Source organism: Neoroseomonas marina (genome assembly GCF_012927745.1).
Taxonomy (GTDB): Bacteria; Pseudomonadota; Alphaproteobacteria; order Acetobacterales; family Acetobacteraceae; genus Neoroseomonas; species Neoroseomonas marina.
The window spans coordinates 477059-491116 of record NZ_JABBKX010000001.1; the positions used below are offsets into that span (position 1 = coordinate 477059).

Consider the following 14058-nt stretch of genomic DNA (forward strand, 5'->3'; position numbering starts at 1 on the left):
GGCAGGATAGCGGGGGGAGAAGGGAACTTCTCCCCCCGGACCCCCCCTCAACCTTCTTTGGAACCAAGTGACCAGAAAAGGGAGGGGGTTCGGGGGAGGTTCATCCTCCCCCGACCTTCACTCGGCCGCGATGGCCGGCGCCTCGATCTGCGCGAGCCGCGCCCTGACGCCCACGAGGTTCCGCGCCTTGATCGGCCCGAAGCCCTTCACGCCCGCCCAGGCCTCGGCCCAGACGCAGGCCGTCGCATGCGACCCCGGCAGCGCCGCGAGGAAGCGCTCCACGCCCGCCCGGAACTCGCCGGGCAGCGCGCGCTCCATGCGCCGCTCCTCGGTGCGGCCGAAGGGATCGAGCGCCGTGCCGCGCAACGCCTTGCCGTGGCGCAGCAGACCCATGGCCCGGAACATCCATGGGCCGAAACGGCGCTTCTGCTCGCCCAGCGCCGGAGGGGCGAGGTGCATCTCGATCGCCTGCGTGCCGGTGAAGCCGTGCGCCAGCGCGTCCTTCCATTCCGGCAGGCTGTGCAGGCGCGCGACCTCGTATTCGTCCTTGTAGGCCATCAGGCGATGGAGCTGCGTCGCGACGGCACGGGACAGGCGCTCCTCGCCCGGCAGGGCCGCCTGCTCGGCGGCGCGGACCTTCGCGACGAAGGCGGCGTAGTCCTTCGCGTAGCGCGCGTTCTGATAGGCGGTGAGGTCCGCGACGCGCCGCGCGATCAGGCTGTCCAGCGTCTCGGCCACATGCGCCGGCGGCTGCAGGTCCCCCATCGCCGCGGCGCGGCCGCGGGCGAAGGCTTCCTTGTTCAGCGCGACCTGCGCGCCGTTCAGTTCAAGGGCGCGCCCGATCGCTTCCGCCGACAGCGGCACCAGCCCGCGCTGATAGGCGATGCCGAGCAGGTAGACGTTCAGATAGACCGCGTCGCCCAGTTCCTCGGTGACGCGCGTCGCACCCGGAAGGGCGATGGTCTCGCGGCAGGCATGGCGGATGCTCTCGAGCATCTCCGCCGCGTGGTAGCGCGTGCCGGTGTCCTTCACGAACTGCGCGGTGGGCGCGAGGTCCGCGTTCACCACCGCCACGGTGCGTTCCGGACCGAGCAGCGGCCGCGCCGTACGCCCATGCGCCACCACCATATCGGCGGCGATCAGCAGGTCGGCGGACCCGGCGCCGATCCGCGCACCAGACATGCTGTCCGGCGCAGCCCCCGCCGCGCCGATGCGTAGCTGCGCGTAGACGCCGCCGCCCTTCTGCGCGAGGCCGAGGAAATCGAGGCTGCGCACTGGCCGCCCCTCGAGATGCGCGGCCTGGCCGAGGATCGCCGCAAGCGAGGACACGCCCTGCCCACCCACGCCCGCCATGAGCAGGTTCCACGCCTCGCCCTGCACCTCGGGGCGGACGGGTTCGGGCGGCGCGGCGCCGGAGGCGGTGACGTGATGTTCGGCCGGCTTCGCGCCGACCAGCGTGACGAAGGACGGGCAGAAGCCCTGCACGCAGGAGAGATCCTGGTTGCAGGCCGACTGGTCGATCTTCCGCTTGCGGCCGAACTCGGTCTCGACCGGCTCGACCGCGAGGCAGTTCGAGGCGCGGGAGCAGTCACCGCAATCCTCGCAGACGCGCGGGTTGATCATCACGCGGCGTTCGGCCTTGGGCGCCAGGTCGCGCTTGCGCTTGCGGCGGCGCTCGGTGGCGCATTCCTGGTCGTAGATGATGGCCGTGACGCCCTTCACCTCGCGCAGCGCCTTCTGCACCGCCTCGAGCTCCGAGCGATGGTGGAAGCCGGTGCCCGGCGGGATCAGTGGGTTGCCCTTGTGGCGGTCCTCGTCGTCCGAGACGATCTCGATCCGCTCGACCCCTTCCGCGCGGAGCTGGGCCGCGATGTGCGGGACGTCGATCTCACCCTCCGGCGTCTGGCCGCCGGTCATCGCGACCGCGCTGTTGACCAGGACCTTGAAGGTCATGTTGGCCTTGGACGCGACCGCGAAGCGCACGGTCAGCGACCCCGAATGGCCCCAGGTGCCGTCGCCGATATTGGCGAAGATATGCTCCTCGGTGGTGAAGGGCGCCTGGCCGATCCAGGGCATGCCTTCGCCGCCCATCTGAGTGTAGGCGTCCGAATTGCGGTTCATGAACCGCGCCAGGTAGTGGCAGCCGATGCCGGCGAGCGCGCGGGAACCTTCCGGGATGCGCGTCGAGCTGTTGTGCGGGCAGCCCGGGCAGAAATAGGGGTCGCGCAGATGCAGCGGCGGTTCCTGCATCCGGGCCAGCGCGTCGAGTTCCGCGATGCGGGCGCGCAGCCGGTCGCTGCGCAGCGCCTCGGGCAGGCGGGCCATCAGCGCGCGCAGGATCTGCCCGACATCGAGTTCCGTCAGGTCGGACAGCAGCGGCTTCCCGGCCTCGTCCGCCTTGCCGGTCACGCGCGGGCGCTGCGCGGCGTGGTAGAGCGCGTCGCGGATCTGCGGCTCGACGACAGGGCGGCGATCCTCGATGACGAGGATTTCCTCGAGCCCATCGGCGAAGGCACGCGCGGCCTCGGCATCGAGCGGCCAGGCCAGGCCGATCTTCCACAGCCGCAGCCCGTGTTCGCGCGCCAGCGCGTCGGAGATGCCGGCCTCCTCCATCGCCTGGCGCAGCACGGCATAGGCCTTGCCGCGCACCGCGATGCCGAAGCGGGCCTGGGGCGAATCGATGACGATGCGGTCGAAGCCATTGGCCCGCGCGAAGGCGACCGCGTGCGGCAGCTTGAAGTGCCGCAGCCGTTCTTCCTGCGCGATCGGGCTGTCGCCGCCGCGGATGTGCAGCCCGCCCGGCGGCAACGCCAAACCCTGCGGGTCCCGCGTCGCATAGCGCGCCGGGTCGAGCAGGACGGTCATCGACGCGTCCATCGTGTCCGCGACGCACTTCACCCCGGCCCAGACGCCGGCGAAGCGCGACAGGGCGATGCCCTTCAGGCCGAATTCCAGCACCTCCCCGACATCGGCCGGGTCCAGCACCGGGATCTCGGCATCCATGAAGGCGTATTCGCAGCCGGAGGTGATGGTGGAGGATTTCGACGACGGGTCGTCGCCCGCCAGCGCGATGACGCCGCCCTTCGGATCGGTGCCGGCGGAATTGGCGTGGCGCAGCACGTCGCCCGAACGGTCCACGCCCGGACCCTTGCCGTACCAGATGGCGAAAACGCCATCGACCCGCGCGCCGGGATACAGCCCGACCTGCTGCGTACCCCAAACGGCAGTCGCTGCGAGGTCCTCGTTCAGCCCCGGCTGGAAGACGATGTCGTGAGCCTTGAGCCGCTTCTGCTGGCGCCCGAGTTCCTTGTCAAAACCGCCGAGCGGCGAGCCGCGATAGCCCGAGATGAACCCCCCGGTCTTCCAGCCGAGGGCGGCATCCATCTCCTGCCGGAGCATGGGCAGACGCACCAGCGCCTGGGTGCCGGTGAGGAGCACGGGACCGCCGGTGGCGTCCCAGCGTTCCTCGAGCGTCGCGTCGGGTCGGATGATGCTGCCCATGGCCGTCATGTTGGAGGTCTCTGCGCGCGATGCCAATGGCAGGATGATGCGGCGGGTTTCCCGGCTGTTTCTTCCGATTTCTGTTGTGCAGCGCCGAAGAGACGGAACATCCTTCCGCCATGGACGCCACCGACCGCCGGATCCTCCGGGCGCTCGCCCGCAAGGCGCGCCTGACCAACGCCGAACTCGCCGAGGAGGTGGGGCTATCTCCCTCCCCCTGCTGGACCCGCGTGAAGCGCCTGGAACAGGCGGGCGTGATCCAGGGCTACCACGCGGTGCTGGACCAGGCCGCCCTCGGCCTGCCCGACACGGTGTTCCTGGAAGTGATGATGGAACGCCACGACGACGAGAACCTGAAGCGCTTCGAGGAGGCGGTGAGCGCCATGCCCGAGGTGCTGGAATGCTGGCTCGTCACCGGGGAATACGACTACGTGCTGAAGGCGGCGGTAGGCGGCACGGCGGGGTATGAGCGCCTGCTGCGCGAGAAGATCTACCGCCTGCCCGGCGTGCGCCACACGCGCACGGCCTTCACGCTGCGCTGCCTGAAGCGGGTGCTGTCGCCCGTGCCGTGAACGCGCCGAGGACGTGACAGTGGCCGATACCGCATCTGCGGCCCGGAGGGCCGAGGCCGCGACGGGTTCCCATCGGCGTTGCCCCGCAACGTCGATGGGGTCCCGGAATGCGGCCCGCGGCAAGTGCCGCGAAGCCAAGGCGGCCGGATGGCCGCCGCCCCGCGTCTGAGGCGCACGAAGGCAGCGCCTTCGTGCGCGCCCTATCAGTGCGCCTTCGCCGCCTCGTCGAAATGGGCGCCGATGGTGCGGAAGGCGTTCAGCACGCCGAAGGCGACCAGGCCCCAGCCGAAGATCGAGATGCCGATGTCCTGCGCGATGCCGGCCATGACCAGGCCCAGCAGCCCGAGGACGCCATAGAGGACGATGAAGAACACGCGGGCGCCGCTCATGGCGGTGTCTCCTTGCGGGGTTGGTCGTCGAACAGGATGCGGGCGGCCGCCCCATCCAGATCCTCGTACTGGCGCGAACGCAGCGCCCAGAGGAAGCCGATCAGGCCGAGAAGGCCCAGGAACAGCGAGACCGGGATCAGCAGCAGCAGCGAGTCCATCGGCTATTCCTTCGCCGCGCGCAGCGCGTTCAGCACGACCACGATGGAGGAGGAGGCCATCACCGCCGCCGCGACCAGCGGGGTGACGAGGCCGGCCACCGCCAGCGGCACCGCGAAGACGTTATAGACCAGCGAGAGGCCGATATTCTCGCGCGCGATCGCCTGGGCGCGCCGCGCGATGCGGATCGCCGCCGGCAGGGCGCCGAGGCCTTCCCGCTGCAGCACCAGATCCGACGCGGTCTGGGCAAGGTCGGTCGCCCCGGCGGGGCTTGCCGAGACATGCGCGGCGGCGAGCGCGGCCGCATCGTTGATCCCGTCGCCGACCATCAGCGGGCGGCGGCCGGCCTCCTTCAGCGCAGCGATGCGGGCCTGCTTGGTCACCGGATCGGCGCCCGCGCGCCAGTCCGGGATGCCCGCCTGCCAGGCAACGGCGGAGACGGCGCCCTCGCCGTCGCCGGAGAGCAGTTCGGCGTCGAGGCCGAGCTCGCGCAGCGCGGTGACCGCGGCCGGCGCGTCGTCCCGCATGCGGTCGGCGAAACGGAAGACCACGGGCTCGGCCGCGCCGTCGCGGAACACCAGCGTCATGCCGTCGGCCGAAGGGCCGAGGCCGCAGAAAATCGGGGACCCGAGCCGCGCATCGCCGCGTTCCAGCCCCTGGCCGGGGATCTCGCGCACGCCGTCCGCGGCGGGCGCCTCGGGGCAGGCCCGCGCCAGCGCCTGGGCGAGCGGATGACGCGAGGCGCGCGCCATCGCCGCCGCCCGCGCGACCGCCTCCGGATCCTGCCCTTCCGGGATCAGCACCGGCCGGCCCTCGGTCAGCGTGCCCGTCTTGTCGAGCACGGCGAGGTCGGCGGTGGCGAGGCGTTCCAGCGCCGTTGCCGAGGTGACCAGCACCCCACGGCGGAACAGCGCGCCGACCGAGACCACCTGCACCGCCGGCACGGCGAGCGCCAGCGCACAGGGGCAGGTGATGAGCAGCACGCAGACAGCGTTCACCAGCGCGACCTGCCAGGGCGCGTCGAGCACGCCCCACCATACGGCAAAGGTCACGGCCGCGACGGCATGGACCACCGGGACGTAGTAGCGCGCGGCACGGTCCGCGACGGCGACGAAGCGGCCCTTGGCCTGTTCCGCGCGTTCCAGCAGCCGCGCCATGGCGGCGAGCGAGCCGTCCTTCGCCGCCGCCGTCACCGTCATGGTGAAGGCCGCGCCCATGTTCACCGCACCGGCGGGCAGCGCCGCACCGGCTTCGAAGGACCGGGGCACGCTCTCGCCGGTCGTGGCGGCGGCATCGAGCAGTGCCGGGGCTGCCGCGACGCCGTCCAGGCGCAGGCGCTCGCCGGCCGCGACCAGGATGCGGTCGCCCGCGGCGGCGCGCTCGGCCGGGATGGCTTCGCTGCGGCCATCGGCCAGCAGGCGGGTGACGATGCCTTCCTGCAGCGCGAGCAGCTCGGCGACGGACTGGCGTGCGCGACGCCGCGCCGCGCGGTCGAAGACGCGCCCGGCCAGCAGCAGCGCCAGCAGCATCGTCGCGCCGTCGAACCAGGTGTAGGGGCCGTTGTAGATGGTCTCGGACAGGCTCATCAGCGCGGTGGCAAGCACGCCGAGGGAGATGGCGAGGTCCATGCTTGGCCGCCCGGCGCGGATCGCCGCCCAGGCCGACTTGTAGAAGGGCAGGCCGGCGATCAGCACGACCGGCATGCCGATCAGCGCCGCGAGCCAGTGCAGCCCGTGCCGCAGCGCGGGGCCCATATCCGTGCCGACCCAGACGGCGACGGAGACGAGCATGATGTTCATCGACCCGAAGGCCGCGATGCCGAGGGCGCGGGTCAGTTCGCGCCCTTCCGCGTCCTCGGTCGCGCGCAGGCAGGCGGGCGACCAGGGCGCGACGCGGAAGCCGAGCCGGGCGAGCAGGGCCACGAGGTCGTTGGCGCGCGCCGCCGCCCCGCGCCAGGTCACGGTCAGCCGCCGCGCGGAGAGCGAGGCGCGGGCCGAGAGCACGTTCGGCTCGGCGGCGAGCGCCTGCTCCACCAGCCAGACGCAGGCGCCGCAGGTCAGGCCGGAGACGACGAGCTCAAGCCGCTGAGTCCCGTCCTTCATGGTCTCGGCGAAAGGGGCGAGATCGAGGCCCGCCGCCATCGCCTCGGGGCGCAGCGTGCCGGCCTCGGTGGCCTGGCGGCCGTAGAAGGAGGCCAGGCCGAGCCCGGCGACGAGCGCATGCGCGCCCTCGCAGCCCGTGCAGCAGAAGCGGTCCTGTCCCGGGGCCAGTCGCGCGCCGCAATGCGCGCAGGCAGCGGCCGAGACCGCCCCCGGCGCGACCGGCTCGGCGCGGCCGATCAGGCTCACGGCGCGATCACCCGGCGGCGGATGTCGAAGCTGCTCTCGCCGGGCCCGAAGAGAGTCAGCCGCGCTTCCCACTGGCCGGGCTGCGGCGGCTGCACATCGGCGGCCCAGCGGCCGCCACCCGTTCCGGCGAAGGCGAGCGGGATCTCGGTGCCCTCGAGCGGACGGAGCAGCACGCCCTCGACGCGGCCGGCGATCGGGCGGCCCTCGCGATCGGTCGCGGCGACGGCGAGCCGCCCGCCGGCGAGCGTGACGTCCGCGCGCCAGCCGAGCGCATCCTGGCGCGTGGCTTCGGCGATCACCTCCTCGTAGCCGCGGCCGCGCTCGTAGGACCGCGTCACGGTCACGCCCGTGAAGGTCGACACGGCGTAGTAGACCAGCACCATGTTGACCAGCACGACGACCAGCATGCTGCCGGCGAAGGCCCAGGGAACCCAGCGCGAGCGCCGGGGATCGAAGCCCTGATCGTTCATCGTTGCGCTCACTGCCTTGGCCCCACGAAGGTGCTCGACTGGCGGGCCGCGACGCGGCCGCTGGGTTCGAGCAGGCGGAAGGTGACGGGCGTCGATTCCGGCAGCCGCTGACCGGGCGGCACCGAGACCAGGACGCGATACTGCACGATGCCGTCGGCGCGGCGGGCGACCAGCGGGCGGCCGTCCGGATCGGTGTCCGCGTCCTGCACCACCATGCGGAAGCCCTGCGGCGCCTGCAGGTCGAGCACCAGCGGGCTGTCCTCGCGCCGCTTGTTCACGATCTTGATGGTGTAGCCGTTGCGGATGCCGCCATCGGACAGGCGTACGAACAGCGGCGCGCGGTCCCGCAGCACGGTCACGTCGAGCGTCGAGCGCAGCAGGAAGGCGCCGAGCATGACGAGCGAGACCACCGCGATCGCGCCCGCATACATCATGGTGCGCGGGCGGATGAAGCGCGGCAGGTGGCGTGCGGCCATGCCCGCCTTGTACCGCGCCGCGCCGGGCGGCATGCCGGCGGTCGCGGCCTCGCTGGCCGCGAGGTTCTTCAGCGTCTCGAAGGCAATGAGACCCTTCGGCCGGCCAAGCTTGCCCATGACGCTGTCGCAGGCATCGACGCAAAGCCCGCAGCCGATGCATTCGAGTTGCTGGCCGTCGCGGATGTCGATCCCCGTGGGGCAGACATGGACGCAGGCGAAGCAGTCGACGCAATCGCCAACGCCCTCGGCCTTCGCCTTGCCGCGGGGTTCGCCGCGCCAGTCGCGATAGGTGACGACGAGCGAGTTCTCGTCGAGCATCGCCGCCTGGAAGCGCGGCCAGGGGCACATGTAGGTGCAGACCTGTTCCCGCGCCCAGCCCGCCAGCAGGTAGGTGAAGCCGGCGAACATGGCGAAGAAGAAGTAGACCTGCAGGCTCGCATGGCCGGTGAGGATCTCCATCGTCACCGTCGGCGCGTCGACGAAGTACATCACCCAGGCGCCGCCGGTGGCCGCGGCGATCAGCAGCCAGACCGCGTGGGTCAGGACCTTGCGGGTCCAGTAGTTCGCGTTGCGCGGCCCCTGGTCGAGCTTCATCCGCGCATTGCGGTCGCCCTGGATCCAGCGCTCGACGAACATGAAGAGGTCGGTCCAGACCGTCTGCGGGCAGGTGAAGCCGCACCACAGCCGTCCGAACAGGGAGGACACGGCAAAGAGCGCGAAAGCCCCGAGGATCAGCGCGCCGGTGAGGAAGTAGATCTCCTGCGGCCAGATCTCGATCCAGAAGAAGAAGAGCCGCGCATTCTCGATGTCGACCAGCACGGCCTGGTCGGGCAGCCCCGGCCCGCGGTTCCAGCGGATCCAGGGCACCACGTAGTAGAGGGCAAGACACAGGGCCAGGACCGCCCACTTCACCGACCGGACGACGCCGAAGACGCGCTTCGGATAGACCTTCTGGCGGCTGGCGTAGAGCGGCTGCGCCGCCGCCGCCGGTGCTTCCGGCGGACGGTCGGCCTTGGCGCGATGCGGAGCCTCGACGGTACTCATGGTGGTCCTGCCAAGCGGATGGGGGCTACTCGCCCCCACCCAGGGAATGCACGTAGACGGTCAGCATGTTGATCACGGCAGGGTCGAGGCGACCCTGCCAGGCCGGCATGACGCCCATGCGCGGGTTGTTGATCATCGCCATGATCTGGGCCTTGGTGTTGCCGTAGAGCCAGACCTGGTCGCTCAGGCGCGGGGCGCCGACGTCGCGGTTCCCCTCGCCGCGGTCGCCGTGGCAGGCGACGCACTGCTCGGCGAAGATCGTCGCACCCCGGCCAGCCGCGGCCTGGTCGGTCGCCCGGCCGGACATCGACAGGACGTATTCCGCGACGTCGCCGATCTGCGCGGCCGTCAGCATCCCGTCCGCGCCGAAGCGCGGCATGATGCTGGTCCGGGCCTCGTCATCCTCGGTGTTGCGGATGCCGTGGCGAATGGTCTGCTGGATGGCCTCGAGCGACCCGCCCCAGATCCAGTCGTCATCCGCCAGGGTCGGATAGCCGCCCTGCGCGCCCTGCCCGCCGGCGCCGTGGCAGCCGGCGCAGGTGTTGGCAAAGGCGACGCGCCCGCCGGCGAGCGCGAAGCTGCGCAGCTCCGGATCGGCCGCGATCTGCGCGGGCGTCGCCTCGCGCAGCCGCGCCATCATCGGCGCATTGCGGGCGTTCGCCGCCTCGACCTCGCCGACGATGGCTTCCCGAGCGATCCAGCCCGAGGTGCCACGCCAGAACGGCACCGAGGGATAGACCACCACCCAGACCAGCGCCCAGACGATCGTCGCGTAGAAGGTGTACAGCCACCACTTGGGCAGCGGCGTGTTGAGCTCCTTCAGCCCGTCCCACTCGTGACCGGTGGTATCCTGACCGGAGACGGTGTCCTTCTCGATCTTGGTCGGCATCCTGGGATGCTCCTCAGCGTGAGCCGCGGGCGGCGGGGCCGTCCTCGGCCGCGTCGCGCAGGGGAATGTCGGCCTGGGACTGGTAGTAGGCCTTCTTCGACGGGCGCATGACGAACCACAGCATCCCGAGGAAGAGGACGAAGAACCACACCACCCAGAGCGAGCGCAGGGTCGGCAGGTGCTCGATCAGCGTCTGCATCTCCATCTCCTCAGGGCTGGCGCAGCTGCGCAGGCGTCACGTCGCGGAAGTCCACGAGCGTGCCGAGCATCTGCAGGTAGGCCACCAGCGCATCCATCTCGGTGATGCGCGCCGGGTCGCCGTCGAAGGCGCCCTGCCGGGCGCGGGCGTAGCGGCCCTGGAAGGCCGACCCGTCCGCGTCGGGGCGCGCCTGCGCCTCGAGGTCGGCGCGCGCATTGGCGATCATCTCGTCCGTGTAGGGGACGCCGACCATCCGCAGCGCCCGCAGCCGGTCCTGGATGTCCGCGTAGTCGAGCGGACGGTCGAGGAAGGCGTAGGGCGGCATCACCGAGGCCGGCACCAGCGCCCGTGGGGAGCGCAGGTGGGCCGCGTGCCAGTCATCCGAGTAGCGGCCGCCGACGCGCGCGAGGTCCGGCCCCGTGCGCTTCGAGCCCCACTGGAAGGGGTGGTCGTACATGCTCTCGGCGGCGAGGCTGTAGTGGCCGTAGCGCTCCAGCTCGTCGCGGAAGGGGCGGATCATCTGCGAGTGGCAGAGGTAGCAGCCCTCCCGCACGTAGATGTCGCGCCCCGCCTGCTCGAGCGGGGTGTAGGGACGCACGCCCGAGACGCGCTCGATGGTGGTCTCGACCGCAAACAGCGGGACGATCTGCACCAGGCCGCCGATGGAGACGGTGATGAGCGTGAGCACGCCCATCAGGATCAGGTTGCGCTCGATGACGCCGTGATCGCGAAGCCAGCGGAACATCGGTGTCTCCTCCTTATTCCGCCGCGACGGCGATGGCGGAAGCGGGTGCGGCCTCGGGCTCTGCGGCCTCGCTGCTCGTCACCGTCTTCCAGAGGTTGAAGGCCATGATCAGCGCGCCGGAGAGGTAGAGGACGCCGCCGAGCGCACGGATCACGTAGTAGGGGTGCATCGCCTCGACCGTCTCGACGAAGGAGTACTGGAGGAAGCCGAGCTCGTCGTAGGCGCGCCACATCAGGCCCTGCATGATGCCCGACACCCACATCGCGGTGATGTAGAAGACGATGCCGAGGGTCGCGAGCCAGAAGTGCCAGGCGATCAGCTTCTCGCTCCAGATCGCCTTCTTCCGCCACAGCACGGGGAACAGGTAGTAGAGCGCGCCGAAGGTGATGAAGCCGACCCAGCCCATCGCGCCGGAATGCACGTGGCCGATGGTCCAGTCGGTGTAGTGCGACAGGCCGTTGACCGCCCGGATGGACATCACCGGGCCTTCGAAGGTGGACATGCCGTAGAAGCCCACCGCGGTGACGGAGAAGCGCAGCGCGGGGTTGGTGCGCAGCTTGTCCCACGCGCCCGAGAGCGTCATCAGGCCGTTGATCATGCCGCCCCAGGAGGGCATCCACAGCACGACCGAGAACACCATGCCGAGCACCTGCGCCCAGTCGGGCAGCGCGGTGTAGTGCAGGTGGTGCGGACCGGCCCAGATGTAGAGGAAGATCAGCGTCCAGAAGTGCACGATCGACAGGCGGTAGGAATAGACCGGCCGGTTCGCCTGCTTCGGGATGAAGTAGTACATCATCCCGAGGAAGCCCGCGGTCAGGAAGAAGCCCACCGCGTTGTGGCCGTACCACCACTGGATCATCGCCCCCTGCACGCCCGCGGGCGCCGAGTAGGAATGCGAGGACCCGAAGCTGACCGGGATCGAGACGTTGTTCCCGATGTGCAGCATGGCGATGGTGATGATGAAGGCGAGGTAGAACCAGTTCGCCACGTAGATGTGGGGTTCCGAGCGCCGCAGGATCGTGCCGCCGAAGACGATCAGGTAGACGACCCAGACGAAGGTCAGCCAGAGGTCCACGTACCATTCGGGCTCGGCGTATTCCTTGCCCTGGGTGATGCCGAGCACGTAGCCCAGCGCCGCCATGACGATGACGAACTGGTAGCCCCAGAAGAGGAACCAGCCGGCGTCGTCACCGCCGAACAGCCGCGCGCGGCAGGTCCGCTGCACGATGAACAGGCTGGTGCCGAGCAGCGCGTTGCCGCCGAACGCGAAGATCACCGCGCTCGTGTGCAGCGGGCGCAGGCGACCGAAGGTCGTCCATTCGAGGTCGAGGTTCAGCAGCGGGTAGGCCAGCTGCAGGGCGATGACCACGCCGACCAGGAAGCCGACCACGCCCCAGAAGGCCGTGATGGCGGCGAAGGCGCGGAGGGGGGCTTCGACATACGTCACCTCCCCCGCGCTCGATGCCTGGCCGGGGGCCAGGGCGGCGGTTGCAGTTGCTGCTGCCACGACCGATTTCTCCCACAGGGACGACAGCCGCGGACTCGCGGTGCTCGCCATGGTCGGAGACAATACCGGCGGCCTGACCGCGTCCTTGATCCGGATCAATTCTTCCGCAGCGCAGCAGGCTAGTGTGGCTTATGGACACGCGGCCCGGGCCGCGCAGTGTTGGGAAACGTCTGCCATGCCGAGCGACGCGGATACCGCGCCCCGCCAATTCGCCATCCGGGAGGTATCGCCGGACCGGCCATGGCTCTGGCTGACCGCCGGCTGGCGGGACCTGATGGCCAATCCGCAGATCGGCTTCTTCTACGGAGGGGCGCTGACAATCGCGGGCTGGCTGCTCGCGCTGCTGCTGCTCTGGGCGCAGACGGCCTGGGCGATCCTGCCGGTCTCGGCGGGCTTCTTCATGGTGGCGCCGATCCTGGCGGCCGGGCTCTACGAAGCCTCCCGCCTGCGGGAGGAAGGGCGGCCCGTCACCTTCGGCGCGTGCCTGGCGGGCTTTACCCGCAATGGCGGGCAGCTGGCCTTCATGGGGGTGGTGCTGGTGGTGCTGCACCTCTTCTGGATCCGGGTCGCGGCGCTGATCTTCATGTTGATGTTCGGGCTGAACTTCGCCCCGTCGCTCGAATCGCTGCCGATGGCGATGCTGCGGTCCGACATGCTGCTGCCCTTCCTCATCGTGGGAACCGGGGCGGGGGCCATCCTGGCGGCAGCGGCCTTCGCCATCTCGGCGGTGTCGATCCCGATGCTGGTCGACCGTGACATCACGGCGATGGAGGCGATCGTCGTCTCCATCAAGGCGGTGGCCACGAATCCGGGGGCGATGGCGTTCTGGGCCGGGCTCATCGTGGTCTTCACCGCGATGGCGATGGTGCCGTTCTTCCTGGGGCTGGCGCTGGTGATCCCGCTGATCGGGCATGCGACCTGGCATGCCTACAGGGACCTGGTGCGGGCCTAGCGCCGTCAGGCCGCCACGCGGACCGCCATCGCCGCGAGCATCACGCCGTTGATCGCAAACAGCGCCGCGCCGGCGACGCGCATGCCGGGGCCCGCCCGCCGACCGAAGAAGCGCCCGAGCAGCGCGACGCCGACCAGCGCCGGCACCGTCCCGGCGACGAAGGCCATCATCGCCAGCGCTCCGCCGAGTGCCGAACCGGTCGCCGCCGCCCCCGCCAGCGCGCCGTAGAGCAGCCCGCAGGGCAAGGCCGAGAGCATCAGCCCGAGCGCCACGCCCCGCAGCCCCGTCGGCGCGGCCAGCAGGCCACCGAGCCGCCGCTCGAGCCCCGCGGGCAGGCGCGGCGCCGGCATTCGCGGCAACACCGCCGCCACCCGGGCCGAGGCCTGGGCGAACATCAGCAGCGCCGCGACCGCCAGCAGCGCCGCCAGCACGAACCGGAACCCCGTCCCGAACGCGACGATGCCCGCGAAGCCCCCCGCCGCTGCGCCGAGCGCCCCGTAGCCGAGCATCCGTCCCAGGTGATAGGGCGCCAATGCCGCGCCCGAGAGCCGCGCCAGCATCCCCCCGCCCGCCGCCCGGTCGGCGACGGCTGCCGCCTGGGCAATGACGAAGGGCCCGCACATGCCGGCGCAATGCGTCGCCCCGCCCGCGAGGCCCGCGAGGAACAGCGCCGCCATCACCGCCGGCACGCCGCCGGGGCCGAGCGCCGTCAGGTCGTGCAGGCAGTTCGCGAGGACATCCATGGCCGCTGTCTAGCATGCGCTCCACGCGGGGGCTTGCGCCGCCGCAAGGCCTCGTCAGCCGGGGCGG

General features: G+C 70.9%; 13 protein-coding genes. 2 read left to right on the forward strand and 11 right to left on the reverse strand.

Annotated elements, in window-relative coordinates; all coding sequences use genetic code 11:
- Positions 1–117: 117 nt before the first annotated feature.
- Positions 118–3501, reverse strand: a complete 3384-nt coding sequence (locus tag GWK16_RS02290) for an indolepyruvate ferredoxin oxidoreductase family protein (protein ID WP_211187031.1) — start codon at positions 3499–3501, stop codon at positions 118–120.
- A 119-nt stretch (positions 3502–3620) separates the two neighbouring features.
- Here GWK16_RS02290 and GWK16_RS02295 point away from each other — a divergent pair, with 119 nt between their 5' ends.
- Positions 3621–4073, forward strand: coding sequence for an Lrp/AsnC family transcriptional regulator (locus tag GWK16_RS02295; protein WP_168040972.1), 453 nt, complete (start codon positions 3621–3623; stop codon positions 4071–4073).
- A gap of 203 nt (positions 4074–4276) precedes the next feature.
- Here GWK16_RS02295 and GWK16_RS02300 read toward each other — a convergent pair whose 3' ends face one another.
- The 9 genes from GWK16_RS02300 to ccoN are packed head-to-tail and all read right to left on the reverse strand — an operon-like array spanning position 4277 to position 12296.
- Positions 4277–4462, reverse strand: coding sequence for a hypothetical protein (locus tag GWK16_RS02300; RefSeq protein WP_170052344.1), 186 nt, complete (start codon positions 4460–4462; stop codon positions 4277–4279).
- Positions 4459–4620 (reverse strand): cbb3-type cytochrome oxidase assembly protein CcoS, encoded by a 162-nt coding sequence (ccoS, locus tag GWK16_RS02305; RefSeq protein WP_168040970.1) that lies wholly within the window; start codon positions 4618–4620, stop codon positions 4459–4461. Before ccoS ends, GWK16_RS02300 begins: the two co-directional genes overlap by 4 nt.
- 3 nt (positions 4621–4623) lie before the next feature.
- Positions 4624–6966, reverse strand: a complete 2343-nt coding sequence (locus tag GWK16_RS02310) for a heavy metal translocating P-type ATPase (protein WP_338144376.1) — start codon at positions 6964–6966, stop codon at positions 4624–4626.
- A complete protein-coding gene (locus GWK16_RS02315; RefSeq protein WP_170052345.1) occupies positions 6963–7436 on the reverse strand; it encodes a FixH family protein in 474 nt (157 codons plus the stop codon). The genes GWK16_RS02310 and GWK16_RS02315 overlap by 4 nt, the downstream gene beginning before the upstream one ends.
- A gap of 8 nt (positions 7437–7444) precedes the next feature.
- The gene (gene ccoG / locus GWK16_RS02320) at positions 7445–8956 is read right to left on the reverse strand and encodes a cytochrome c oxidase accessory protein CcoG (RefSeq protein ID WP_170052346.1); all 1512 of its coding nucleotides are present in this window, start codon (positions 8954–8956) and stop codon (positions 7445–7447) included.
- A 25-nt stretch (positions 8957–8981) separates the two neighbouring features.
- A complete protein-coding gene (gene ccoP, locus GWK16_RS02325) occupies positions 8982–9845 on the reverse strand; it encodes a cytochrome-c oxidase, cbb3-type subunit III (RefSeq protein ID WP_170052347.1) in 864 nt (287 codons plus the stop codon).
- Between the two features lie 13 nt (positions 9846–9858).
- Positions 9859–10044, reverse strand: coding sequence for a cbb3-type cytochrome oxidase subunit 3 (locus GWK16_RS02330; RefSeq protein ID WP_170052348.1), 186 nt, complete (start codon positions 10042–10044; stop codon positions 9859–9861).
- A gap of 10 nt (positions 10045–10054) precedes the next feature.
- Complete coding sequence (ccoO, locus tag GWK16_RS02335; RefSeq protein ID WP_170052349.1) at positions 10055–10789, reverse strand: cytochrome-c oxidase, cbb3-type subunit II; 735 nt, start codon at positions 10787–10789, stop codon at positions 10055–10057.
- Between the two features lie 13 nt (positions 10790–10802).
- Positions 10803–12296, reverse strand: coding sequence for a cytochrome-c oxidase, cbb3-type subunit I (ccoN, locus tag GWK16_RS02340; RefSeq protein ID WP_408903900.1), 1494 nt, complete (start codon positions 12294–12296; stop codon positions 10803–10805).
- A gap of 175 nt (positions 12297–12471) precedes the next feature.
- Here ccoN and GWK16_RS02345 point away from each other — a divergent pair, with 175 nt between their 5' ends.
- Positions 12472–13248: a DUF2189 domain-containing protein gene (locus GWK16_RS02345; RefSeq protein ID WP_170052351.1), complete on the forward strand. Its 777-nt coding sequence runs from the start codon at positions 12472–12474 to the stop codon at positions 13246–13248.
- A gap of 5 nt (positions 13249–13253) precedes the next feature.
- Here GWK16_RS02345 and GWK16_RS02350 read toward each other — a convergent pair whose 3' ends face one another.
- Positions 13254–13991: an urease accessory protein UreH domain-containing protein gene (locus GWK16_RS02350; protein WP_170052352.1), complete on the reverse strand. Its 738-nt coding sequence runs from the start codon at positions 13989–13991 to the stop codon at positions 13254–13256.
- Positions 13992–14058 lie beyond the last annotated feature (67 nt).